Source organism: Myxococcaceae bacterium JPH2 (assembly GCA_016458225.1).
Lineage (GTDB): Bacteria > Myxococcota > Myxococcia > Myxococcales > Myxococcaceae > Citreicoccus.
Genome location: JAEMGR010000001.1, coordinates 122986 through 144971, shown reverse-complemented (window position 1 = coordinate 144971; position 21986 = coordinate 122986). Strand labels below are relative to the sequence as shown.

At 68.8% G+C, this 21986-nt stretch carries 22 protein-coding genes; 15 read left to right on the top strand and 7 right to left on the bottom strand.

Annotation, left to right across the window (positions count from 1 at the left end; translation table 11 throughout):
- Positions 1-11: 11 nt before the first annotated feature.
- The 4 genes from JGU66_00645 (at position 12) to JGU66_00630 (ending at position 4199) form a co-directional block, all read left to right on the top strand.
- Positions 12-962, top strand: coding sequence for a tetratricopeptide repeat protein (locus JGU66_00645; protein ID MBJ6759248.1), 951 nt, complete (start codon positions 12-14; stop codon positions 960-962).
- Positions 946-2811 carry a protein BatD gene (locus JGU66_00640; protein ID MBJ6759247.1) on the top strand — a complete coding sequence of 622 codons (1866 nt, stop codon included), beginning with the start codon at positions 946-948 and terminating at the stop codon, positions 2809-2811. The genes JGU66_00645 and JGU66_00640 overlap by 17 nt, the downstream gene beginning before the upstream one ends.
- Positions 2808-3533, top strand: coding sequence for an SH3 domain-containing protein (locus tag JGU66_00635; protein MBJ6759246.1), 726 nt, complete (start codon positions 2808-2810; stop codon positions 3531-3533). Before JGU66_00640 ends, JGU66_00635 begins: the two co-directional genes overlap by 4 nt.
- Positions 3534-3797: 264 nt before the next feature.
- Positions 3798-4199, top strand: coding sequence for a response regulator (locus JGU66_00630; protein ID MBJ6759245.1), 402 nt, complete (start codon positions 3798-3800; stop codon positions 4197-4199).
- Between the two features lie 15 nt (positions 4200-4214).
- On the opposite strand, the gene JGU66_00625 is transcribed toward JGU66_00630, so the two are convergent.
- On the bottom strand, positions 4215-4538 hold the full coding sequence (locus JGU66_00625) for a PilZ domain-containing protein (GenBank protein MBJ6759244.1): 324 nt from the start codon (positions 4536-4538) through the stop codon (positions 4215-4217).
- Between the two features lie 230 nt (positions 4539-4768).
- Here JGU66_00625 and JGU66_00620 point away from each other — a divergent pair, with 230 nt between their 5' ends.
- From JGU66_00620 to JGU66_00570, 11 genes are all read left to right on the top strand, one after another.
- Positions 4769-5218 carry a hypothetical protein gene (locus tag JGU66_00620; GenBank protein MBJ6759243.1) on the top strand — a complete coding sequence of 150 codons (450 nt, stop codon included), beginning with the start codon at positions 4769-4771 and terminating at the stop codon, positions 5216-5218.
- A gap of 7 nt (positions 5219-5225) precedes the next feature.
- On the top strand, positions 5226-5702 hold the full coding sequence (locus JGU66_00615) for an ATP-dependent helicase HrpB (GenBank protein MBJ6759242.1): 477 nt from the start codon (positions 5226-5228) through the stop codon (positions 5700-5702).
- A gap of 12 nt (positions 5703-5714) precedes the next feature.
- Complete coding sequence (locus JGU66_00610) at positions 5715-6518, top strand: flagellar M-ring protein FliF (GenBank protein ID MBJ6759241.1); 804 nt, start codon at positions 5715-5717, stop codon at positions 6516-6518.
- A 145-nt stretch (positions 6519-6663) separates the two neighbouring features.
- Positions 6664-7008, top strand: a complete 345-nt coding sequence (locus tag JGU66_00605; protein MBJ6759240.1) for a hypothetical protein — start codon at positions 6664-6666, stop codon at positions 7006-7008.
- Positions 7009-7131: 123 nt separating this feature from the next.
- Complete coding sequence (locus JGU66_00600; protein ID MBJ6759239.1) at positions 7132-8280, top strand: FliM/FliN family flagellar motor switch protein; 1149 nt, start codon at positions 7132-7134, stop codon at positions 8278-8280.
- 20 nt (positions 8281-8300) lie between these two features.
- Positions 8301-8702, top strand: a complete 402-nt coding sequence (locus JGU66_00595; protein ID MBJ6759238.1) for a hypothetical protein — start codon at positions 8301-8303, stop codon at positions 8700-8702.
- Positions 8702-9427 carry a type III secretion system export apparatus subunit SctR gene (gene sctR, locus JGU66_00590; protein MBJ6759237.1) on the top strand — a complete coding sequence of 242 codons (726 nt, stop codon included), beginning with the start codon at positions 8702-8704 and terminating at the stop codon, positions 9425-9427. The genes JGU66_00595 and sctR overlap by 1 nt, the downstream gene beginning before the upstream one ends.
- 1 nt (position 9428) lies before the next feature.
- Complete coding sequence (locus tag JGU66_00585; protein ID MBJ6759236.1) at positions 9429-9698, top strand: flagellar biosynthetic protein FliQ; 270 nt, start codon at positions 9429-9431, stop codon at positions 9696-9698.
- A gap of 8 nt (positions 9699-9706) precedes the next feature.
- Positions 9707-10489, top strand: a complete 783-nt coding sequence (locus JGU66_00580) for a flagellar biosynthetic protein FliR (protein MBJ6759235.1) — start codon at positions 9707-9709, stop codon at positions 10487-10489.
- Positions 10486-11535 (top strand): EscU/YscU/HrcU family type III secretion system export apparatus switch protein, encoded by a 1050-nt coding sequence (locus JGU66_00575; GenBank protein MBJ6759234.1) that lies wholly within the window; start codon positions 10486-10488, stop codon positions 11533-11535. The genes JGU66_00580 and JGU66_00575 overlap by 4 nt, the downstream gene beginning before the upstream one ends.
- Positions 11532-13607 (top strand): FHIPEP family type III secretion protein, encoded by a 2076-nt coding sequence (locus JGU66_00570; GenBank protein MBJ6759233.1) that lies wholly within the window; start codon positions 11532-11534, stop codon positions 13605-13607. Before JGU66_00575 ends, JGU66_00570 begins: the two co-directional genes overlap by 4 nt.
- A 22-nt stretch (positions 13608-13629) precedes the next feature.
- Here JGU66_00570 and JGU66_00565 read toward each other — a convergent pair whose 3' ends face one another.
- The 6 genes from JGU66_00565 to ligA all read right to left on the bottom strand — a co-directional run bounded on the left by JGU66_00565 (position 13630) and on the right by ligA (position 21898).
- Entirely contained in the window at positions 13630-13977 is a 348-nt protein-coding gene (locus JGU66_00565; GenBank protein ID MBJ6759232.1) for an integration host factor subunit beta, read from the bottom strand.
- A 125-nt stretch (positions 13978-14102) separates the two neighbouring features.
- Complete coding sequence (locus JGU66_00560) at positions 14103-15491, bottom strand: YihY/virulence factor BrkB family protein (protein MBJ6759231.1); 1389 nt, start codon at positions 15489-15491, stop codon at positions 14103-14105.
- Between the two features lie 490 nt (positions 15492-15981).
- Positions 15982-18579: an Rne/Rng family ribonuclease gene (locus JGU66_00555; protein ID MBJ6759230.1), complete on the bottom strand. Its 2598-nt coding sequence runs from the start codon at positions 18577-18579 to the stop codon at positions 15982-15984.
- Between the two features lie 550 nt (positions 18580-19129).
- Positions 19130-19573, bottom strand: a complete 444-nt coding sequence (locus tag JGU66_00550) for a DUF3052 family protein (GenBank protein MBJ6759229.1) — start codon at positions 19571-19573, stop codon at positions 19130-19132.
- Positions 19570-19857: an acylphosphatase gene (locus JGU66_00545; protein ID MBJ6759228.1), complete on the bottom strand. Its 288-nt coding sequence runs from the start codon at positions 19855-19857 to the stop codon at positions 19570-19572. Before JGU66_00545 ends, JGU66_00550 begins: the two co-directional genes overlap by 4 nt.
- 13 nt (positions 19858-19870) lie before the next feature.
- Positions 19871-21898, bottom strand: coding sequence for an NAD-dependent DNA ligase LigA (gene ligA / locus JGU66_00540; GenBank protein ID MBJ6759227.1), 2028 nt, complete (start codon positions 21896-21898; stop codon positions 19871-19873).
- Positions 21899-21986: the final 88 nt, after the last annotated feature.

Below are 21986 nucleotides of genomic sequence, written 5' to 3'. Positions count from 1 at the left end.
GCGGCCAGGGGATGCGGAAGGGGCCCGCGCGAGCCTGGGCTTGGACCGTGGCGGGACTCCTGTGTCTGCCGGCGCGAGCCTGGGCCGCGGGGCCGCTGGAGAAGGACCACCCGCTGGTGCAGCGCGGGCGCGAGGCCTACGAGGCGGGGCGTTACGAAGACGCCCTGCGCGACTTCGAGTCCGCGCGGCAGGAGCGACCCAACGACCCCGCGGTGGAGTTCAATCGCGCGGACGCGCTGGCCAAGCTGGGCCGCGTGGCCGAGGCGAAGGAGGCCTTCACGCAGGTGGCGCAGTCGGCCAAGCGCCCCGACCTGGCGGAGCAGAGTTGGTACAACCTGGGCAACCTCGCGGCCTCGACGGGCGACCGGAAGGAAGCGCTGCGTGCGTATCGCCGCGCGCTCACCCTGGATCCGCAGGACCAGCAGGCCCGGCACAACTACGAGGTGGTGCTGCGCAACCTGCCGCCGCCGCAGTCGCCTCAGCCGGATGGCGGAGTTGATGGTGGACAGGATGGCGGGCAGGACGGCGGCCGTCCGGATGCGGGCGAGGATGGGGGCGTGAAGGGCGATGGTGGTGCGCCGGTGGATGGTGGTACCGACGGCGGACCGGATGGGGGCGCGGACGGAGGCGATGGCGGCAGCGACGGTGGCCAGGGCGACGGCGGCGCGGATGGGGGGCAGCAAGGCCCGGGGAATGGCGATGGCGGCTCGGATGGTGGATCCGACGGAGGCCAGGGAGACGGTGAGGGCGACTCGCGCGATGGCGGCGCGGATGGTGGCAAGCCTCAGGAGCAGGATGAGGCGGAGGACTCGCACCGGGATGGCGGGACACCCGCCTCGGACGTCGACCGGCAGGAGGCCGAGCGCCTGCTGGATGCGATGAAGCAGAACGAGAAGAATCTCCAGCTCTGGCGTTTCCAGCAGAAGAAGAAGCCGAGGAAGGCCAATGAGAAGGACTGGTAGCGGCCGCGCGGCGTGGTTCGCCGTGCTTGCCCTGCTCGCCACGGCGCCAGCATGGGCGGATGACATCGAGTTCTACCAGACGGTGGACCGCACCGAGGTCGGCACCGAGGACGCCTTCCACCTCACGGTGGTGGTGGTGAACGCTCCCGCCAACGCGCAGGTGCGGCTGCCTCAGTCGGAAGACTTCGAGGTGTTGTCCAACTCACGCAGCAGCCAGCGCTCCATCTCGCTGTCGGGTGGTGGCCCCGCCGTCATCCAGGACGTGACGCGCCACATGCTCGTCCTGCGCGCGAACCGCGCGGGCACGCTCACCATCCCGCCCGCGGTGCTGAACGTGGGCGGGCGACAGATGAAGACGGATCCGTTGCGCGTCACCGTGAAGGAGGGCCACGCCTCGCAGGGCTCCGCGCAGGCGAACGCCCGCCCCGCGTTGCCGGACCCCTTCCGGAACCTGCCGAGCACCGCGAATGACCCCTTCGGTGAGGACGAGGAGGCCGACGAGCCCGTCATCCCACGGGGCGACTCGGATCTGTTCCTGCGTTCGACGTTGGACAGGGACGATGTGTACGTGGGCGAGCAGGTGACGCTGTCGCTCTATGTCTACTCCCGCGTGGACCTGTCCTCGGTGGACTCCGTCACCATGCCCAAGTTGGAGGGCTTCTGGTCCGAGGCCGTGGAGAACCCCACGCAGTTGTCGAGCGACCAGAAGATTGTCGACGGCATTCCCTACCGCACCTATCTCCTGCGCCGCTCCGCGCTGTTCCCCGTGAAGCCGGGCGCGCTGACCATCTCGGCGGCGGAGGCGGACATCACCACGGGCTTCCTCTTCGCGGGCCACCGCGTGCACCGCATCGCCAACGCGTTGAAGGTGAAGGTGCGGCCGCTTCCCGCGGGCGCTCCTCCGGGGATGTCCAACGCGAACGTGGGCAACTGGCGGCTGTCGCTGGACGTGTCCAACACGCGCGTGGAGCTGGGCCAGCCCGTCACCGTGAAGGTGGTCCTGGAGGGGACGGGCAACGTCAAGAACATCACGCCGCCCAAGCTCACGGGACCGGCCTCGCTCAAGGTCTACGACCCGACGACGACGGACAAGCTCACGCCCAACCGCAACCGCATCCAGGGCCGCCGCGTCGTCGAGTACCTGGTGATGCCGCAGCGCACGGGCGCCTTCACCTTGCCCGCGCTCGAGTTCCCCTACTTCGACCCGAGCACACGCCGCTACGAGGTCGCGCGCACCGACCCCGTGACCCTCAACGTGGAGGCGGGGGCCGGTGGCACCACCTCGCTGGGCACGCAGACACCGCGGCTGAATGACTCGGCCAGCGAGCAGAAGAACGTCCTCACGGCGGGCGGCATCCGGCCCGTGCGCTACCAAGCGCGCTTCGAGGCACCAGCGACACCCGTGTGGCAGCGCCCCTTCTTCGCGACCGCGGTGCTCGCGCCGCTGGGGTTGCTCGCGGGCGTGGCGCTCATGGGCGGAGTGCGAGGACGGATGGCCACGCGCACCGAGGCAGGGAAGGGCAAGCAGCAGGCGCGTGCCGCGCGCAAGCGATTGGCCGCAGCGGAGAAGCTGCTGGCGGGCAAGGACGCGGGTGCCTTCTACGCGGAGGTGGAGAAGGGACTGCTGGGCTTCCTGGACGCGCAAGTGGGCGCGCCGCTGGGAGGGCTGACACGTGAGGCGCTCAGTGAGCGTCTGGCCGCGGCGGGCGTGGATGCCGAGCGACGCGCGCGGGTGCAGTTCGTGTTGGAGGCGTGCGACATGGGGCGCTACGGCGGCGGCGTGGAGCCGGCCGAGCGCCGGAAGGTCTTGGAGGCCGCCGCCGCGGTCATGGAGGGCTGGGGGCGATGAGCACCGAGACGACCCAGGGCTACTACTCGCCCGACGAGGCACAGGCGCTCTTCCAGCAGGCCAACGAGGCCTATGCCCGCGAGGACTACGCGGCCGCGCAGGAGGGCTACGACAAGCTGCTGTCGCACGGCTTCGGTGGCCCGGACGTCCTCTACAACCTGGGCACCACGCATCTGGCGCGCGGCGACCTGGGCCGCGCGGTGCTGTCGCTGGAGCGCGCGCGGAAGCAGGGCGGAAAAGCGCCGGACCTCGAGTCGAACCTCACTTTGGCCCGGGCGCGCCAGGTGGACAAGGTGGTGGGCGCCACGGCGGATGAGCCATTCCTCTCCCGCGTGACGGCCGTGACGGACGGAGCGATGGTGTCGTGGATCTTCCTGGGCGCGTGGCTGCTGGGCTTCGCGCTCATCCTCGCGCGGCGCGCGTGGCCCTGGGCGCGCGGCACTGTCACCGCGGTGCTGATGGGCCTGTGCCTCACCGCGTCGGTGCCAGCGGGTGCGCTGCTCGTCGCGCATGTCTGGGTCCACCAGAACGTTCACGAGGCGGTGATTGTGGCGCCCACGGTGGCGGCGCGAGAGCTGCCACGTGACGGCGCTCGCTCGCTCTTCGAGGTTCACGCGGGCCTCAAGGTGCAGATGCTGGATGAGTCGGGACGCTTCGTGCGCATCCGCCTGCCCAACGGCCTGGAGGGCTGGGCCGAGCGCGAGGGTGTGGCGGACATCTGACCTGCTCCCGAGCGTCTCCGCATGCCGCGACGTACGGGCGTGTGTGAGAAATGGGAGGGTGTCTGGCGACACCCCAGCGTGAGACACCGCTGCGCGCGGAATCTCCGCGGGGTGTCGTGGGTACTTCGCTACAGAACGGGCGGGGGTTGCTGGTGCGAGCGGTGCCGGCGGGGCTATACCCCGCCCCCGCGCGCACGTTGGCGCAGCAGAGCCTGGCGAGGCTCCCGCATTCGAGTGAGGCCCGAGGGTCGATTCCGAGGAACGATGGCCGTCAACGCCCAGGCACCTTTCCACATCCTGCTCGTCGAGGACGAACCCGTCATTCGCGAACTCGTCCGCTCCATGTTGAGCGATGGCGCTGTGGATGTGGTGTGCGCTGCGAATGGGTTGGAGGGCCTGAAGCTCGCGAAGAGTCAGCCCTTCCACCTCATCTTGATGGACGTGGTGCTACCGCAACTCGATGGCGTTTCGGTCTGCCGCATCCTCAAGAGCGATCCGTCCACGGCGGGCGTGCCGCTCTACATGCTGACCGGGAAGGCGAAGAAGTCGGATGTGGAGAGCGCGACGGCCGCGGGCGCGGATGGCTACATCCACAAGCCATTCCGAGGCGCGGAGTTGATGGCGCTGGTGGAGCGGCTGCGCACGCGGATGGCCGCGTCGAGCTGACCGTCGGCGTTTCGCTCAGGGCAGGCGCGGATGGAGGAAGCGCGCCAGGGCGATGAGGTCGTCCCAGTCCAGGGGACCAAACTCCAGCGCCACGCCATCCACCTCGCGCCGCCGAATCTCGCACGTGGTGACGAGCTCTCGGTCACCCGGTAGCGGCAAGGCGATGGTGAGGGTCTGCTGGGTCTCCGCCGCGTGCGCGAGAAGGAACAGCCCGGCCATGGACACGTCGCGCGCCTGAGCCGACACGGTGCGCCCGGACAGGAGCACCTTGACGGGGAGATTGGCCTCGACGCGAGGGTGAAAGCGTTCGGCCGTGCTGGGTGCACCAGGGGAGGTCATCACCGGGTCTCTCTCCTTCGCGAGCGACAGGGTGCGACAACTCTGGAGCAGCCCGGCCGAGAGGCAAGTTTTCGAGCGGTCCGTGCTCCGTCCACGTCGGTGGACGCCTTCTCCGGGATGGGAGCGGCGCGTGGGGGCGCCGCAGGTTGTTCCGCCTGTCATTCCCACGGCTTGGCGGCTGGCATGCCCATTGGAATGAGCCCACGGCGACCCATCGCCGGAGGCATCCCTTGGACTCATCCCACGCACTTCCCTCGCTGACCATTACCCAGACTGTTGCTCGGCAGACGCCGCGAAGTGAGTTCGGCCCCAGCCTCGCGCGAGCGGCGCGCGAAGTCGTGCGCACGGGCGCGGGGCTCGTGGGCGGGATGATTCCGGGGGGGCCCATCACGAGCGCGGCCATCTCCAGCGTGAGTTCGGTGGTGGCCTCCTCCGTGGGGTCGACGACGGTGCCGCTGAAGGGGGGCACGAGCGTGGGGGGCAGCAGCGCGGGGCAGGGCGATGCGTGGGACTTGATGGAGGCCCAGAAGCTCATGAACGCGGAGGGCCAGAAGTTCAACATGGCCTACCTCCAGCTCCAGAACGAGATGCAGCAGGAGAGCCGCGAGCACAACGCCATCTCCAACATCATGAAGGTCCGCCACGACTCCGCGAAGGCGGCCATCAACAACATCCGCTGAGGCGCCCATGGGCATCGACAAGATGGGGCCCACGGGAAGCGTGGCCTCGGGTGTCTCGCCGAGAGAGTCGTTTCGAGACGTCCTGGACGGTGCGCGGGAGCTGCCGAAGAGCTCGGGGCCCCCGCGAGTATCGGGTCCGCGAGAGGGCGCGGCTACCTCGGAGGTGGCGCGGAGTCCATCGCGCGTGGACGACACGCGGAAGACGTGCGCTGCGGTGGAGGGCGCGAAGCCCGACACGCGAGTGGGCTCGGTTCAATCCGCGCGAGCGCAGCATGTGGCTCAGGTGTTGGAGGGCGTCGACCAGGCGCGCAAGCAATTGGACCACGTCATGCGGCTGGCCGAGTCCGGCCGCACCTTCACAGCCACCGAGCTGCTGGGCCTTCAAGCGCGAGTCTACCGCGCGAGTCAGGAACTCGATCTCGCGGGCAAGGTTGTCGAGAAGGCCACGAGCGGCGTGAAGCAGGTTCTGCAGACCCAGATTTGAGGAACTCCTCGCATGCGTTTCTTGTGTCGAGCCGTGCTGCTCCTGCTCTGTCTTCAGGGTGTCACGGCATGTCGTGAGCAGATTCAACACGGGTTGGATGAGCGGCAGGCCAACCTCCTTCAGACGGTCCTCATCGAGCGGGGGCTCGATGCGCGCAAGGTCGCGGAAGGGGGCAAGAAGCCCTCATGGTCGGTGGAGGTCGAGGAAGAGCATGCCTCCGACGCTGTTCGCATTCTCGCGGAGCTGGGGTTGCCGCGTCCGCCCGAGGAGTCGGGATGTGAAGTCTTCGGCGGAAGCGGACTGGTGCGCACCCCCCTGGAGGAGCAGGTCTGTCGAACGCGGGTGCTGGAGCGGGAGCTGGAGAAGACGCTGCAAACCGTGGACGGTGTCCTGCTGGCGCGAGTGCATCTGGTGCTGCCCTCTCTACCTCGGTCGGGACAACCCGTGGCCGCATCGAAGGCCGCGGCCATGCTGCGGGCCGAACCCGGTCGCGCCGCGCATCTGCGCCAGTCCACGGAGTCACTCAAGACGCTCCTCGCGGGTGGGGTGGAGGGGCTTTCGCCGGAGGGCGTGTCCCTGCTCGTGGACGAGGTGACGACCCGAGTGATGCCCGTGGCGCAGCCGAATGCGTCTCCGCTGGCGCGCCTGCGAATCCTCCTCGCGGCACTTGGGATGGTTCTCACCGTGCTGGCGGTGGCCCTGGTGCTGGTGACGCTGAAGCTGAAACACTATCGGATGCGGAGTGAGCCGTCCTCGGTGCCGACCACCCCACCGCGCCCCGTGCTGACGCCGGCCGCGCCCCGCAAGGTCACATGAGGGCCTCCGCATGGACGTGACGCGAGCGGGACGGGCCTCGCGGCCTGTGCGGAGGACGGTGGCTGCTCCGAATCCAGGGCCGCACGTCCAGTCGGAGCCGAAGGCATCTCCTTCGCTACCCCTCTCGTTGGAGCGCTGCGTCCTGGTGCTTCACGCCCTGGCCCGGGACCGAGCCTTGGAGTTGTTGGACGGACTGGTTGCTGCGGATGCCGAGCAAGCCCGAGGCCTGTTGGCGGAGGTCGCCACGCTGCAGTCGGCGCGCCGTCAAGCGAGGGTCGCCATGGCCTTTGGTGAACGCGAAGACGCGGCGGAGCGACTGCGCGCGGTGATGGCCTCCGCGAGCGGCCCATTGCGAAAGGCGCTCTACCGCGCGCTGCCTCCGTATCACCGCAGCCTCTTTCCAGGGCAGGTGCTCGAGGGCACAGCCCAGGAAGGCGCCTCCGGAATGGAGGCGCTCGCCGCACGACTCATTCGCGAGGCGACGCGCTGACCTGCGGAGTGTCCAGCTCCGTGTACTCGGCATCCGGCTCGCGGATGCCGCTCGCTCACAACCACCTGTTCCCACTCGCGCTCATGTTGGCCGTGCACCTGCATTGCCATGGCGCCCAAGTCCATGACGAATCCGTTTCGTGCCTCTTCTTCATCCCAGCGCAGCGCACGGCCGACCTGGTTGGCCATGCGCAAGCTCTCCCGTGCGCATCTGCTCCTGTCTCAGCGCCCGGATACGGCTGCGCTAGGGGATGCGGCACTGCGTGTCGCGTGTGAAGCGCTGACGCGCGAGCTGGACGTCAGCGTTTCCGCGGAGGCGCGGGTGTTGGAGTCGGTGCTCGTTCCGGCATCGGGGCTCGCAGCCGGAAATGTCTTCGCGGTGCTGGAGCTGTCCGCGGTGGGTGGAGTGGCGGTCCTGGAGCTGGAGCCCTCCCTGGTTTTCTCCGCGCTGGGGCAATTGGCGGGGGCAGGTCGCCGCGCCGCTCCGTTGGAGGCCCTCACCCGTCTGGAGGAGTCCACACTGGTGTTCTTGCTCCTCGCGGTGCTCTCGGCGACGCGAGCGCAGGGCGTGCCCCATGACCTGCTGGGACCGCGGCTGCTTGCGGTGACGGCGCGCGGTGCGGACGTCGTGGCACGGATGGAGGCGCGTCGGCGTCACGTGGGCATCGAGCTGCGCGTGCGTCTGGGGGAGGTGGTTGGAGGCGCGCGCCTCGTGTTGCCGGCGCACTCGCTCCAGGTCGCGCTTCAATCCCTGCCCCGTGCACCGGTGCGGGAGCCCGCGTCGCAATGGCTGTCGGTGGCGATTCCTGCGCGATGTCGCGCTGGACGGAGCCGGCTCTCGCCGGGCGCGCTGGAGTCCCTGCGAGGCAGAGACGTCATCGTTTTCGAGGGTGTGCACCGCGAGGCGGGCCACATCCGAGGTCCAGGGCGACTGGTGACCTCGGGGTTCGCCCTGAGCGGGTCGTTTCAGTCGGATGGTTTCTCGTTGAACCGCGCTCACTCGGGCGCGTCATCCCAGGAGTTGGTCATGGTCGCAGGCAGTGAGTCGAGCGAGGGAATGCCCCCGCTTCCCGTGGACGTGGAGATTGAGCTGGCCCGCGTGATGTTGCCGCTGACGGAGTTGATGGGGATGCGGCCGGGGGCGCTGGTCCCGCTGCACATCAACGCGAGTGATCCGGTGCTGCTGCGCGTGGGAGAACGGGCAGTCGCGCGAGCGGAGTTGGTCGATATTGAGGGCGAGGTTGGTGCCCGCATCCTCGCGCTGCTGCCATGAGGTTCGACGTGCGCGCATGGATGGCATCGCTGTCGATTCGGACGCGGCTCATGTGGGCGGTCGCGCTGATGCTGGGATTGCTTGCCGCCGTCCCCTTGGGCGGAGGCGTGTCGGCGGCGACGGTGGCGCGAGGGATTCTCGGTGTCTCAGTGGTCGGCGCGCTGGGCTGGTGGTGGCGCCGTCGCGCGATGGCGGGGCCTGGGGTGGTGCCCCCCTCACGGATGACGGTGGTGTCGAGGGCGGGTCTGTCGCAGCGCTGTGGATTGGCATTGGTGGAGGTGGATGGGCGTGGCTATCTGGTGGTGCACGGGGACTCCTTCGCGGAGATCCGCGAGACGAAAAAGCCGCGTCCCTTCGCGCGGTCGCTGCCTCTCTTGTGGCGTTCGCGATACCGCCGCGGATTCCCCAAGGTGGTGGCGTGATGACTCGGGTGCTGACCGGGCTGGCGCTGCTGGCGCCCACGGCCTCGTTCGCGGCGGGAGAGTCGCTGTCGCAGATGTCGTACGCGGGAAACCCCGTGGCGATGATGGGGCTGCTCGCGCTCATGTCGTTGCTGCCCTTCGCGGTCTTGATGCTGACGAGCTTCTCGAAGATCGCGGTGGTGTTGTCCCTGGCTCGCTCGGCGATGGGAACACAGCAGGCGCCGCCTACCTTGGTGCTCACGGGGCTGGCGGCCGTGCTGACCGGGCACATCATGGCGCCCGTGGCGGAGCACATGTACGACGCGGGGCGGGTCGCCTATCGCGACGTGGACTCTGGCACTGAGGTCCTGGTCGCGGCGGCTCGGGTCTCCGAGCCCCTGCGGGCCTTTCTGTTGAAGCACGGCAGCGTGGAGGAGCGTGCTCGCTTCGCGGACCTCGCGCGCGAGCTGCGGCCTCCCGAAGAGGCCTCTCAGGTCAAGGAGGAGGACGTGTTCGTCATCATCCCCGCCTTCGTCATCACGGAGCTGAAAGAGGCCTTTGAGATTGGCTTCATCGTCTTCCTACCCTTCCTTGTCCTGGACATGGTCATCGCCAATGTGTTGCTCGCCCTGGGGATGCAGACCTTGTCGCCCAGTCAGGTGAGTCTGCCCTTCAAGATCCTGCTCTTCGTCGCGGTGGATGGCTGGGCGCTGCTCGCGCGTGGGCTCATCTTGGGGTACCGGTGACATGACCCAAGACATGCTGCTCACCCTGGGGCGCGAGGCGCTGCTGTTGATGGTGCTGGCCTCGTTGCCTCCGATTGGCGCGAGTCTGGTGGTGGGCTTCGCGGCGAGCCTCTTTCAGGCCACGACGCAGATTCAGGAAAGCACGCTCTCGGTGGTGCCCAAGCTGTGCGCGGCCGTGGCGGCGCTGGTGCTCGCGGGACCGTGGATTGCGGCGCAGCTCGTTCGTTTCACCCAGCAACTCTTGATGCTCATCGCGGAGGTCTCGCTGTGAGTCCCGCGATGCTGAACGAGTCACTGACCGCTCTGGTACCCCACCTCGTCGCGGTGGCGCTGTGCGCGTCACGTCTCATCCCGATCGCCTTTCTGTGCCCACTGCTCGGAGGGCAGGCCGCGCCCACTTCCGTGAAGCTGGCACTGGTGCTGGCGCTCTCGTTGTTCTTACACCTGGAAGCGGGCGTGAGCTTGCCGCAACTCGTTGAGACGCCTTTCGAACTGGGGGCGCTCGTGGTGCGGGAGTTCGTCATGGGCTCGGTGATGGGGCTGGTGGCTGCCTTGCCGTTCGACTCGGCGCGGATGGCGGGGCGCATGATCGATCTCGTCCGAGGCACGTCCGCGGAAGCGAGTCTGCCCGTGGCGGGAAGTCGCGAGTCCGCTACGGGGGAGGGGCTCTACAACCTGCTGCTTGCGCTCGTGGTTTCTGGGAGTGCCTTCCCGCTCGTTCTCTCCGGATTGATTCGAGGATTTGGTGTCGTGCGGCTGGGTGTCTTTGTGCCGACGGAAGTCGCCGTCGTGCGGGTCGCGACTTGGGTGGGGGCCGCGATGACGACAGGGCTGGCGGTGGGGGCGCCTGTCGCCGCCGCGGTGCTGGCGGTGGATTGCTTCCTGGGGATGGCCTCGCGAGTCGCGGCCCAGGTCGACTTGAAGGAGCTGGGCGCTCCGCTGCGAATCCTGGGAGGCGGAGCTGTTCTCTGGCTCGGTGTGGGCGTCATGTGCGAGCGATTGCTCGCGGGCGTCATGGCGAGCGGCGAGGCACTGGCCTGGCTTGGGGAGAAGGTTCAGTGAGCGGGGAGAAGACAGAACAGCCGACACCTCGGCGCTTGCGAGAGGCGCGGCGCAAGGGCCAGGTCGCACGCAGTCGTATGCTGTCCGCCAGTGCGGTGACGCTGGGGGGACTTCTGGGATTCCTGTCACACGCTCGCGATGGGAGCGCGAAGTTGATGGCCTGGACTGCTCGGCTCCTGTTGGAGCAGCGGGCCCCGGATGTGGGGATGGAGGCCGCGAGGCTCGTCGTGAGTCTCAGTGGTCCCGCGCTCGGTGGAGCGCTGTTGGCCGCCTTCGGAGTTTCAGTGGCGACGGTGGGTTTCGAGCTGAATCCGGCGCATGTGCTCCCCAGTCTGGAGCGAGTCAATCCCGTCGCGGGATTCAAGCGATTGTTCAGCGGGCGCGCGATGCTGGAGGTGGGAAAGGCCTTGGTTGTGACGGCCTTGGTTGCCTTCGTGGTCTGGCGCGAAGTCGTCGCGAGCGGCGCCGATGCGCTGCGGTCCATCTGGAGTGACGGAGTGGGTGGCGCGCGGTTCCTGGGCGAGTGCCTGTCGGGGCTGTGTCTCCGCCTGGCATGGCTGCTGTTGGTACTGGGCGTGCTCGACTACCTGTTGGCGCGATGGCGACACCGCCGTGACCTCATGATGTCTCGCGAGGAGGTGCGCCGAGAGCACAAGGAGAGCGAGGGAGATCCTCGCAACAAGGGGCAGCGCAGGGCCCTCCATCGCCAGCTCTCGCAGGGAGGCGCGGCACGTGGGGTGCAAAAGGCCACCGCCATGGTCATCAATCCCACGCATATCGCGGTCGCATTGCGCTACGACTCCGCGGAGTGTGACGCCCCGTATCTCGTCGCGAAGGGCCGTGAAGCAGAGGCCCTGGCCCTGCGTGCAGAGGCACTGGAGCTGGGCATCCCCATCATCCGTGACGTCCCGTTGGCGCGCAGCCTGGTTCACTTCGACGTGGGCGAGCCGATTCCCGAGGAGCTGTATCAAGCCGCCGCGGTGGTGCTCCGGACGGCGCTGGAGGCGAAGTCCTCGGACATGCATCCGGCGAGGTGGACGCCATGATTCATCGCCTCGAGAAGGTGTGGGCGCGAACTTCGTCGGACGTGCTGCTGGCGCTGGCCATGGCCGCGGTCCTGGGCGCGCTCATCATTCCCTTACCTGCGTGGCTCTTGGATGTGGGGCTCGCGCTCAACCTCGCGGTGTCGGTGGCGCTCCTGGTCGCGGCGCTGTACGCGCGGGATGCGTTGAAGGTGACTGCCTTTCCCACGCTGTTGCTCTTCACCACGTTGTTCCGCCTGTCCTTGAACGTGTCGTCCACGCGATTGGCGCTCGCCGAGGGGCATGCGGGGGCCGTCATCCAGGCCTTCGGTGAGTTCGTGGTGCGCGGCGACTACGTCGTGGGCGGGGTGGTGTTCGCCATCTTGACCCTGGTGCAGTTGCTGGTGGTGACCAAGGGCGCGGAGCGCGTGGCGGAGGTCTCGGCTCGGTTCACGCTGGATGCGATGCCAGGCAAGCAGATGTCCATCGACGCGGACCTGAGAGCGGGGGCCATCGACCAGGCTGCGGCGCGGCGACGACGGCGCGACCTGGAGCGCGAGTCGCAGATGTTCGGGGCCATGGACGGCGCCATGAAGTTCGTGAAGGGAGATGTCATCGCGGGGCTGGTCATCGTCGCGGTGAATCTCCTGGGCGGAACGCTCATCGGCATGTTCCAGGGCGGCCTGTCGCTGGCGGACGCAGCGTCCACGTTCGCGCTCATCGCGATGGGCGACGGGCTCGTGTCCCAGATTCCCTCGTTGTGCATCGCGGTGGCGGCGGGTCTCGTCGTCACGCGCGTGGCCTCGGAGAACGAATCGGACTCACTGGGCTCGGAGATTGGCTCGCAGTTCTTCGGACAGGCGAAGACGCTCTGGGTCGTAGCGGGTCTGTGTGGTGCATTGGCCTGCATTCCTGGAATGCCCCATGGGACGTTCTTCGTGCTGGGTGGGGCCCTGGGCGCGCTGGGCCATGTGTTGCGACAGCGCGAGGTGTCGAAGTCGAGCCTGGGCGACCCATCCATGGGCAAGGCACCGGGGGCGGCGGCTCCGACGGTTGGAGAGGCTCCTGCGTCTGAGCGTGGCGGTGCGCCCGTGGGGGTCGCGCCGCTCACGTTGGACCTCGCTCCAGACCTGACGCCCTTGGCTGAGGCGGAAGGGGGCGCTTTCGTGCATCGGACGCTCAATGCCGTGCGCGATGCTCTGTTCTTTGAGCTGGGGGTTCGTGTCCCCGGTATCCGGGTACGGACGCAGGCGTCCTATCTGGGGCCCGGGGAGTACCGCTTGCTGTTGGACGAAGTACCGGCGGGCGCGGGCCAGGTCATGGTGGGGGCGCTGTATGCCCTGGCCCAGCCCGGTGAGGTGGCCTTCCTCGAGGTGAAGGCGGAGCCAGCCCAGGAGCCCGCCACTGGGCGCACCATCTGTCGTGTGACGGAGGCGGCACGCGCTCGCCTGGAGATGGCGCAGGTGCCCGTGCGACGGGCCGATGAACTCATCTCAGACCATCTGCGCGCTGTGCTGAGCGCGAGGGCCTCCGCGCTGCTGGGACTCCAGGAGGTGCAGCAGCTCCTCGAAGGGCTGGAGGCGCATGCCCCGGTCCTGGTGAAGGAGGCCGTGCAGAAGGTGCCGCTGCCGCTGCTGGTGGATGTGCTGCGGCGGCTCGTCCAGGAGCAGGTGAGCATTCGGGACCTGCGGACCATCCTTGAGGCGCTGGTCTCCCCGACGACGGAAGGAGATGCCGGTGCGCTCGCGGAGCGGTGCCGGCAGGCGCTGCACCGCTACCTGAGTCACAAGTTCGCGCCATCCGGACCGCTGTATGCCTACCTCGTGGATCCCGAGGTCGAGGAGTCACTCCGCACGGGAGGTCCTCGCGGCCCCGCGCTCGCGCCGGAGCGGGTGGCGGAAATCCTGGAAGGGGTGCGACGGATCTCCACGGGAGGCCGCGCCGTGTTGCTGACCGCGCCCGATGTCCGACGCTCCCTGCGAAAGCTCTGCGAGGGCGCCTTCCCCGAGGTGGCGGTGCTGACCTACGGCGAACTGGAGGGGGGGCTGCAAATCCGACCCGTTGGCCGGCTCACCGCGGTGTCCGCGGGAGCCTGAAGTCCGACGGGAAGCGCTTCTCTCAGAGGGTGCCGGTTCCGCTGCCCTTGCTCTCGGACGAGGGCGGCAGGTCCGTCTGGGCCTGCTGGGGGGCGGGGCGGTTGACGCGGTCGCGGAGTTCCTTGCCGGTGCGGAAGAGCAGGCCCCGCTTGGGCTTCACCGGGATGACCACACCCGTCTTCGGGTTGCGGCCCTGGTATCCCTGGTAGTTCTTCACATGGAAAGCGCCGAGACCGCGAATTTCGATGTTCTCGCCACGGCAGAGGGCGTCCTTCATGGACTCGAAGATCGTCTCGATGGTGGCCTCAGCCTGCTTCTGGGTCACGCCTCGCTTGCCAACGAGGATGTTGATCAGATCGGACTTGAGCATCGGACGCTCCCGCAAACCCGGTGACCCCTTCGCAACAGGGCGCTCTGGCCCGTGGTCGAATCCAGAAAACATAACAGAACCCCTCCGTCATGCAAGCCGACGAGGCTTCCAACCACTCAGAAACGTTACGGATTTCGACCACCGGCCACGACCCGAGGATTGGATGGGGTGGCCTCCTCCCTCGCGTCAGGTCCGGGCCCGGCGAGCAGATCGACCCAGCGGGTGCGCCGCAACAAGTCGATGCCCGCGCAATCGGCAGACTGAAAGAGCGGCTCGAGCTGCTCGAAGCCCGGGGCCTTCGGTCCTGTCCAGGTATCAGGCCCCCCGGTGATCATCACGCCATGGACCGCCAGGGTCGTGTCCGCCAGGGTCAGCTCGGCGGGGTCCTTCGCGGGGAGCAGGCCCCCTCGGCGCGCGTGCTCCAGCAGGCCGCCCTCGACCATTCGGTCGACGACCTCGTGGACGAGGGACTCGGGGACGCGGATGCGGGTCGCGAGTTCGCGAGGAGAGGGTGGGGTACGGCCTTCCACCCAGCAGAGCGTGGCTTCCTGGGCGACTCGGGCGGCCACCAGCTCATTGGCGCGAGGGTGACTCCCGAAGGCGAACAAGGAATCGCGAAAGGACGTGTGCTCCACGGCATAGGCCAGCCGGGCTCCGAAGAGCAGCAACAGCCAGCTCACATGGACCCACGCGAGGAACAGCGGCAGGGCGCCCAGGGAGCCGTAGAGGGGGTTGTAGTGGAAGCTGCGCTCGGCGAACTCGGCGTAGACCTGCTTGGCCAGCATCCACCCCAGGCCCGCGACCAGCCCCCCCGACAGCGCTGAGCGCACACGGACATGGGCATACGGCGTCCAGTAGTAGAGCAAGGTGAGGCTGACGATGGCGGTCAGCGTGGTGCCAATGCCGATGAAGACGAAGGCATACGGCATGTTGGTCTGCAGGAAGGAGCGCACCGCGCCCGTTCCGGAGATCGACACGGCGAGGAAGAACGGGCCCAGCAGCAGCAGCCCCGCGTAGATGAGCAGCCGCGCCATCAGCGGGCGCTGGCGGCGGATACCCCACAGCTCGTTCACGGCGCCATCGAGTTGGCGGAGGAGGGAGCCCGCGGAGAGCAACACGGCCAGGAAGCCCATGCTGCCCACCGCGATGGTGCTGCTCGGGTGCAGGAAGCGGTCGAGGAACGCCGCGGACTCCTCGCGCACCCCTGGCGCGAGCAGCTCGAAGATGACGAAGCGCAAGCGCTTCTGGAAGTTCTCCTGGTGGAAGGCCCGGAGCAGCACGAGGCCCACCGTCAGCAGCGGCACCAGCGAGAACATGCTGACGTAGGTGAGGGCGGAGGCCCGGAGGCGGAGGTTCTCCCCCATGAAGCCTCGGGCCACCGTTCTCGCCGCGAAGAAGGTGTCCGCCGCGAACTGGCCGAGCGTTGTCGCACCCACAGGGGCCCACAGGCGTGCTGCCCGCGTGAGCAACCAGTCGCGTGCGGCCACCGCGTGAGATGGGGAGCCCGAAGCCACGGTCTGCCTCACCCGCTCCAGCCCGCACGGGCATGGGCCCGGGGGGAAAAGCGGCCCGCTGGGACGAGGGGGCGCCGCGAGTGGGGTGGGGAGGGCCAGGCCATGCGGGTCGAGCGGTCCAGGCTAGCCAAACCGGGGGCGCCCGGGCCAGCCCACTCGGTGTGCTGTTCTGCCACAAGGTCACGCATTGCACGGACCCGGAGGCTCCGCGCGCCCGCGCTGGGCGGCGTCGCCGGGGCCGTTCTCCGCGCTCCGCGGGGTGGAACCCAGGCCGCAGTCTCTCCACCGCGAGGGTTCCAGGTGGGGCGCTGCGGCCAGCCCAGGGCTCGTCAGCGCGACGCCGGTCGGTGACACAGGGCCAACCACGACCGACGCCCCATCATTGCTTCGCGCCCTGAGGCGGGGCTCTTGGGACGATGGGTGTCCCAAGGCTCCGCTGCATCATGGCGTGGAGCCGTGGGACTTCCGTCCCACGACCCCATGGCGCGTGTCAGGCCGCGCCGCCTCCCGAGGGCTCCGAGCTGCCTCCCCCGGTCGAGGACGGCGGGGCGCCGCCGGAGTTGTCTCCGCCGCTCGGAGGTGTCTGTCGCGCGGCCTGCTCACCGCCGCGCTCTCCGCGGTCACCTCGTTCGCCGCGCTCACCTCGGTGCTCGCCGCCGCGCCGCTCGCGGTCACCGCCGCGCTCCCGATCGCCGCCACCGCGCTCACGGTCACCTCCGCGCTCGCCGCCACCGCGGCTGCGCTCGCCACCGCCCGAGCCGCCTCCGCGCTCAGGACGCCGACCCTCGCGCCGGTCTCCGCCGCCGCCACCGCCACTCCCGCCACCCGAGCGCTCCCGGTCGCGGTCACGACCGCCTCGACGATTCTGGTCCTGGCGGCCGTAGTTGCTGTCGGGCCGGCGCTGCTGCATGGCCAGCTCGCCATCTCCCGAGCCGGGAGACGAGGCCACCTTGTGCTCCGGGCCCGTGGCCGAGCGACCGTAGATGTCGTACTGCTCGCGGTGGTAGTTCTGCTGCGCCTTGACCTGGATGGACTTGTTGTAGCGGTCCATCAGGTGGCGCAGCTCGTTGCGCTCCTCACCCTGGAGCAGCCGCGCCACCTCGGCGTTGCAGTTGATGACGAGCGTCGAGTCCTTGTAGCCCGGCGCCTCGCGACGAATCTCGCGGAAGATCTCGTACGCCACCGTGGTGGCCGTCTTCACGAAGCCCTTGCCGTCGCAGTACGGGCAGTCCTCGTGCAGCACGCGGCCAATGGACTCGCGCACGCGCTTGCGCGTCATCTCCACGAGGCCCAGCTCGGAGATGCGCAGGACGTTCGTCTTCGCCTTGTCGCGTCCCAGCGCTTCCTGCAGCGACTTGAAGACCTTGTCGCGGTTCTGCGCCTTCTCCATGTCGATGAAGTCGCAGATGATGATGCCGCCGATGTTGCGCAGCCGGAGCTGGTAGACGATCTCCTTGGCCGCCTCGACGTTGATCTTGGTGATGGTCTCCTCGAGGCTCTTCTTGCCGACGTAGCGGCCCGAGTTGACGTCGATGGCGGTGAGCGCCTCGGCCTGGTCGATGATGAGGTAGCCGCCGCTCTTCAGCCACACCTTGCGCTGGGTGGCGCGCTGCAGCTCCTGCTCGATGCCGTACGCGTCGAAGACGGGCTCATCCCCGTCGTGCAGGACGACGCGGTCTCTCAGCGCCGGGTCCTGCGCGGTGACGAAGCCCTGGATGCGCTCGTACTCCTCCGGGTCGTCCACGACGAGCTTCTCCACGTCGTGGGCGAACAGGTCGCGCGTGGCGCGCAGGATGAGGTCCAGGTCCGGGTGCAGCAGGCCCGGGCCCCCGCGCTTCTCGTTGCGGCGCACGACCTGGTTCCACACCTCGATGAGGAACCGGATGTCGCTCTCCAGCTTCTCCTGGGGAACGTTCTCCGCCACCGTGCGGACGATGAAGCCCGTCCCGGGTGGGCGCAGCCGGTCCACGATCTCCCGCAGGCGCCGGCGCTCCTTCTCGTTGGAGATGCGGCGGCTGATGCCCACGTGGTCCACCGTGGGCATGAACACCAGGTGGCGACCCGGGATGGAGATGTGCGAGGTGAGGCGCGCGCCCTTCGTGCCGATGGGGTCCTTGGAGATCTGGACCACGACCTCCTGGCCGACCTTCAGCAGGTCCTCGATCTTGTCCGTCCGGCGCTGCTTGGGCTTCTCCTTCTCGTCCTCGCGCTTGTCACGGCGCTGGCCCTCGGCCGGGCGGCGGCCCTTGTCCTTCTCACGGGCCTCGCGGGCGCGGGGCTCGCGAGCCTCGCGGGGGGCGCGGCGCTCACCGGACACGTCCGCCGGACGCGCCACGACGGCCTCTGCCTCAGGCGCGGGGATGATGTCTCCCAGGGCGGTGGCGGCGGGCGGCGGGGCCTCCGCGGAGGTCAGCGCCACCCCGGCGCCGTCATCCGTGCCCGTCGCCATCGGCGCGGCTTCCGCGGGCGGGAGGGCGGACGCGTCGGTGGACACCGCCTCCAGCACCGCGACGGCCACGGACTCGGTGGGGGCGGGGGCCTCGGGGCTCGCCACGGCGGCGGCACCCTCGGCGGGAATGACCGCGACGGCCGCAGCCTCAACCGGGATGAGCGCGGGCGACGTAGCAGCCAGCTCCACCGCGGTGTCGTGAGGCAGCGCCTCGGTCAGCGGGGCGTTCACCTCGGAGCCCGCGGCCAGCGCCTGGGCCTCGGCTTCGACCTCGGTGGCGTGCGGCCCGGGTTCTTGGACGGCGGCTTCAGCGGCTGCCTCGGCGGCATCCGCCTCCATCTCGGTGGGGACCTCGGGGGCGTCTTCGTGCTCGCCCTCGGTCAGTTCGAACTGAGCGCGGGCGAAGTCAGGGTCATAGACGACGTCGCTGACATACAGGAACGCGGCCTTCTCCAGACCGATGTCCACGAAAGCCGCCTGCATGCCGGGGAGCACCCGGACGACGCGACCCTTGTAGATGTTCCCAACGACTCCCTTGTCCTTCTTACGCTCGAGATAGAACTCCGCGATGTGTCCGTTCTCGACGAGCGCCACTCGGGTCTCGCGACCCGCGGCGTTGATGACGAGGACACTGCTCATGGATGAATCCTGGACGCGCGCGCGGTAGGGCGGACCACACCGGACGGGGGGCGGCGAGGGGCCACGCCTCCGAGCACGCTGCGAGGGGAGAGGCGGCTCCAGGCCCTCCAGAGAAGCCGTACACCCCGGAGTCTCCGGGGGGGACCTGCATCGCTGGGGTGAGGGCCAAGGGGACCACCGCCTGCTCCTCCGAGTTCATGTCGCCCCGCATTGCAACCGGCACCGTGCCGGGGGGGCCTGCTTCTCTTCAAGCGTTCGAGGCCCTCCACCACGCGCGTGGGCCGCCCGCCCCCTCTTCCTCACCCGGTCGGTGCCCATCCGTGGGCATCTTGGGGGGGTGTTTGGGAGCCCCGGTGCGGCTGACGCGTTCAGAGGGATCCGGAACGCAACCCGTCGAAATTCCTGCCTGGACTTGACGTCCGACAACGCGGAGCGTCACACAACCGTCCAGAAACACGACGAGTTTTCCACGCCCCACCAGGTGTGTAAAGGCAAGAAGCGTCGTTCATCCACTGGGATGCAGATGTCCGGCGGCTGTCCGGCTGCCCGGTCAGGCCTGCGCGGGGGCTTGCTTGCGGCCCTCGGGCTTGTCGAGTCGGCCGCGCGGGCGGCGCACGAGGCGCAGGCCAGTCCAGGTCGAGTCGATGAGGCAGATCTTGTTGTCCACGAGGCCGATATCGAGCGCGGCGTGGCGCACGAAGTCCTCGGACAGCGTCGACTTCACGCCCTCTCCACCCGGCCAGCAGACCCAGATGCCGCCCGTGAGCGCCATGGCGCGCGCGAGCGCGGGCAGCCGCTGGACCAGCTCCTGGGCGTCGGGGGTGAAGAAGAGGATGACGTCCAGGCCCGTCTGCGCGGTGATGAGGAACTCCACTCCGTCCGGCAGCGGGTTGAGCCGCTGGACGAAGCCTCGAGGCGGGTTGATGACGGAGACCTTGGACCCTGCCCGGATGCCCAGCATGGTCGGCAGGGACGCCAGCGCGTACGGCGTCATGAGGTGCGCTCCACGGAGAAGAGGCTGTACTCGCCCGTGGCCTCGCTGTCCGTGCGCGCCACCTCGGTGACGTGCGCGGAGCGCGGGCCGCGATGGCTCCACTGGATGAAGAGTTCGAGCGCGGCGGGCTCACCCTCGGCGACGGCTTCGACGCTGCCGTCGCTCAGGTTTCGCACCCAGCCCGTGAGACCCAAACGCTGGGCCTCGGCGCGGGCGCTCTCCCGAAAGGAGACGCCCTGCACCTTGCCCCGGATTCGCAGGGTCGCGCGCCGCCGCGTGCTCATGCCTCGGTCCTCATCATCCTCTGGCGTCGCCTTGTAGCATCTGGAGGAACGCCTGCTCATCCAGGATTCTTACCCCGAGTTCCTGCGCCTTCTTGAGCTTGGAGCCGGCATCCTCGCCCGCGACGACGAAATCGGTCTTGCGCGAGACACTTCCGGACACTTTGCCGCCGCGCCGCTCGACTTCTTCCTTCGCTTGTTCCCGGGACATGCCGCTCATGCCACCCGTGAGAACCACCGTCTTTCCCAGGAACGGGCCGCTGGTGCTCACCTGCGGCGGGGCAGGGGAGACGCCTGCTTTCAGGAGCGCCTCCACGGCCTGCTGGTTCTGAGGCTCCTGGAAGAACGTGTGGATGACCTGGGCCATCACCGGGCCCACGTCCTTCACGCGGGTGATGTCCTCCAGGGTGGCGGTGAAGAGCCGGTGCACTTCCGGGAAGGCCTCGGCCATGGCCTTCGCCGTGGCGTCTCCCACGTGGCGGATTCCCAGGGAATACAGGAAGCGGCGCTGCGTGGTCTGCTTCGAGTGCTCGATGGCCGCGAGCAGGTTCTCCGCGCTCTTGTCGCCCATCCGCTCGAGCGTCAGGAGCTTCTCCTTGGTGAGCCCGTAGATGTCGGCGAAGGACTTCACGGTGCCAGTGGCCACGAGCTGGGTGGCGAGCTTGTCGCCCAGGCCCTCGATGTCCATGGCGAGCCGGCTGGCGAAGTGGCGAATCTTCTCCACGAGTTGGGCGGGACACGAAGCGCCGGTGCAGCGGATGATGGCGCCGTCCTCGTCCTTCACCGCGGCCGCGCCGCACACGGGGCAGTGCGCGGGGAACTCGAAGGGCCGCGAGTCCGCGGGGCGCTTGGACAGCACCACGCTGACAATCTCCGGAATCACGTCACCGGCGCGGCGCACGAAGACGGTATCGCCCTGGCGCACATCCTTGCGGCGCAGCTCGTCCTCGTTGTGCAGCGTGGCGCGGGACACCGTGACGCCGCCTACCTTCACCGGACGCAGGTGGGCCACCGGGGTGAGCGCGCCCGTGCGGCCCACCTGGATGCCGATGTTCTGCACCTCGGTGGACTCCTCCTCGGGCGGGAACTTGTAGGCCACGGCCCAGCGCGGACTCTTGGAGACCTGGCCCAGTCGGCGGCGCAGGTCCTCCTCGTCCACCTTCACCACCATGCCGTCCACCTCGAAGGGAAGGGCGTGGCGGCCCTTCAGCGAGTCGTCGTAGGCCTTGCGGATGCCCTCGACTCCCTCGACGCGGACGTAGGTGTTGATGGGGAGGCCCAGCTTGCGCAGGTGCTCGAGCTTCTCGACGTGGCTCTTGAAGGCGGGCAGGTCCTCGGAGGGGACGCACTCGTAGAGGTAGACGGTGAGGGGGCGCGAGGCCGTCACCTTCGGGTCGAGCTGACGGAGGCTGCCGGCGGCGGCGTTGCGCGGGTTGGCGAAGAGCGGCTCCCCGGCCTCCTCGCGCTTCTCGTTGAGCTTGCGGAAGTCCTCCTTGCGGATGAAGACCTCGCCGCGCACCTCCAGCCGCTTCGGCACCTTCACGGCGGCGTCCACGGGGAACAGCTCCATGGGCAGGCTGCGGATGGTGCGCAGGTTGCTGGTGACGTCCTCGCCCGTGGTGCCGTCGCCTCGGGTGGCGCCCTGCACGAACCGGCCGTTCTCGTACCGCAGCGAGATGGCCAGGCCGTCCAGCTTGGGCTCGCACACGTAGGCCACCTGGGAAAGCCCGGTCAGCTTGCGGATGCGGTCCTCGAACTCCACGAGCCCGGCGTCATCGAAGAGGTTGGCCAGGGACAACATGGGGGCCGAGTGGACGACCTCTCCAAAGTCATCCACCGGCGCGCCTCCCACGCGCTGCGTGGGTGAGTCCGGCGTGGCGAGCGAGGGATGCGCTGTCTCCAGAGCCTGGAGCTCCCGCATCAGCGCGTCGTATTGCGCGTCGCTCACCTCTGGCGAGTCGAGGACGTAGTAGCGGTGATTGTGGTGGGCCAGCTCGCGGCGGAGCTCTCGGGCTCGGGCTTCGGCTTTCTGGAAGGTGTCCACGGGGCGGGGTCCTTACTCCAATTCACGGCGTCATGGCGCGTGCCCCCGGTGAGGAGGCCCCGCGCCGTCAGTGGCTGGCGAGGCCCCG

What these genes read in the sequence shown, in the direction of transcription:
- JGU66_00630 (MBJ6759245.1), top strand. Translation starts at nt 3,798, where the DNA reads ATGGCCGTCAACGCCCAGGCACCTTTCCACATCCTGCTCGTCGAGGAC.
- JGU66_00585 (MBJ6759236.1), top strand. Translation starts at nt 9,429, where the DNA reads ATGACCCAAGACATGCTGCTCACCCTGGGGCGCGAGGCGCTGCTGTTG.
- JGU66_00625 (MBJ6759244.1), bottom strand. Translation starts at nt 4,538, where the DNA reads ATGACCTCCCCTGGTGCACCCAGCACGGCCGAACGCTTTCACCCTCGC.
- JGU66_00580 (MBJ6759235.1), top strand. Translation starts at nt 9,707, where the DNA reads ATGCTGAACGAGTCACTGACCGCTCTGGTACCCCACCTCGTCGCGGTG.
- JGU66_00565 (MBJ6759232.1), bottom strand. Translation starts at nt 13,977, where the DNA reads ATGCTCAAGTCCGATCTGATCAACATCCTCGTTGGCAAGCGAGGCGTG.
- JGU66_00570 (MBJ6759233.1), top strand. Translation starts at nt 11,532, where the DNA reads ATGATTCATCGCCTCGAGAAGGTGTGGGCGCGAACTTCGTCGGACGTG.
- JGU66_00555 (MBJ6759230.1), bottom strand. Translation starts at nt 18,579, where the DNA reads ATGAGCAGTGTCCTCGTCATCAACGCCGCGGGTCGCGAGACCCGAGTG.
- JGU66_00640 (MBJ6759247.1), top strand. Translation starts at nt 946, where the DNA reads ATGAGAAGGACTGGTAGCGGCCGCGCGGCGTGGTTCGCCGTGCTTGCC.
- sctR (MBJ6759237.1), top strand. Translation starts at nt 8,702, where the DNA reads ATGACTCGGGTGCTGACCGGGCTGGCGCTGCTGGCGCCCACGGCCTCG.
- JGU66_00645 (MBJ6759248.1), top strand. Translation starts at nt 12, where the DNA reads ATGCGGAAGGGGCCCGCGCGAGCCTGGGCTTGGACCGTGGCGGGACTC.
- JGU66_00615 (MBJ6759242.1), top strand. Translation starts at nt 5,226, where the DNA reads ATGGGCATCGACAAGATGGGGCCCACGGGAAGCGTGGCCTCGGGTGTC.
- JGU66_00545 (MBJ6759228.1), bottom strand. Translation starts at nt 19,857, where the DNA reads ATGAGCACGCGGCGGCGCGCGACCCTGCGAATCCGGGGCAAGGTGCAG.
- JGU66_00550 (MBJ6759229.1), bottom strand. Translation starts at nt 19,573, where the DNA reads ATGACGCCGTACGCGCTGGCGTCCCTGCCGACCATGCTGGGCATCCGG.
- JGU66_00600 (MBJ6759239.1), top strand. Translation starts at nt 7,132, where the DNA reads ATGACGAATCCGTTTCGTGCCTCTTCTTCATCCCAGCGCAGCGCACGG.
- JGU66_00595 (MBJ6759238.1), top strand. Translation starts at nt 8,301, where the DNA reads ATGGCATCGCTGTCGATTCGGACGCGGCTCATGTGGGCGGTCGCGCTG.
- JGU66_00635 (MBJ6759246.1), top strand. Translation starts at nt 2,808, where the DNA reads ATGAGCACCGAGACGACCCAGGGCTACTACTCGCCCGACGAGGCACAG.
- JGU66_00610 (MBJ6759241.1), top strand. Translation starts at nt 5,715, where the DNA reads ATGCGTTTCTTGTGTCGAGCCGTGCTGCTCCTGCTCTGTCTTCAGGGT.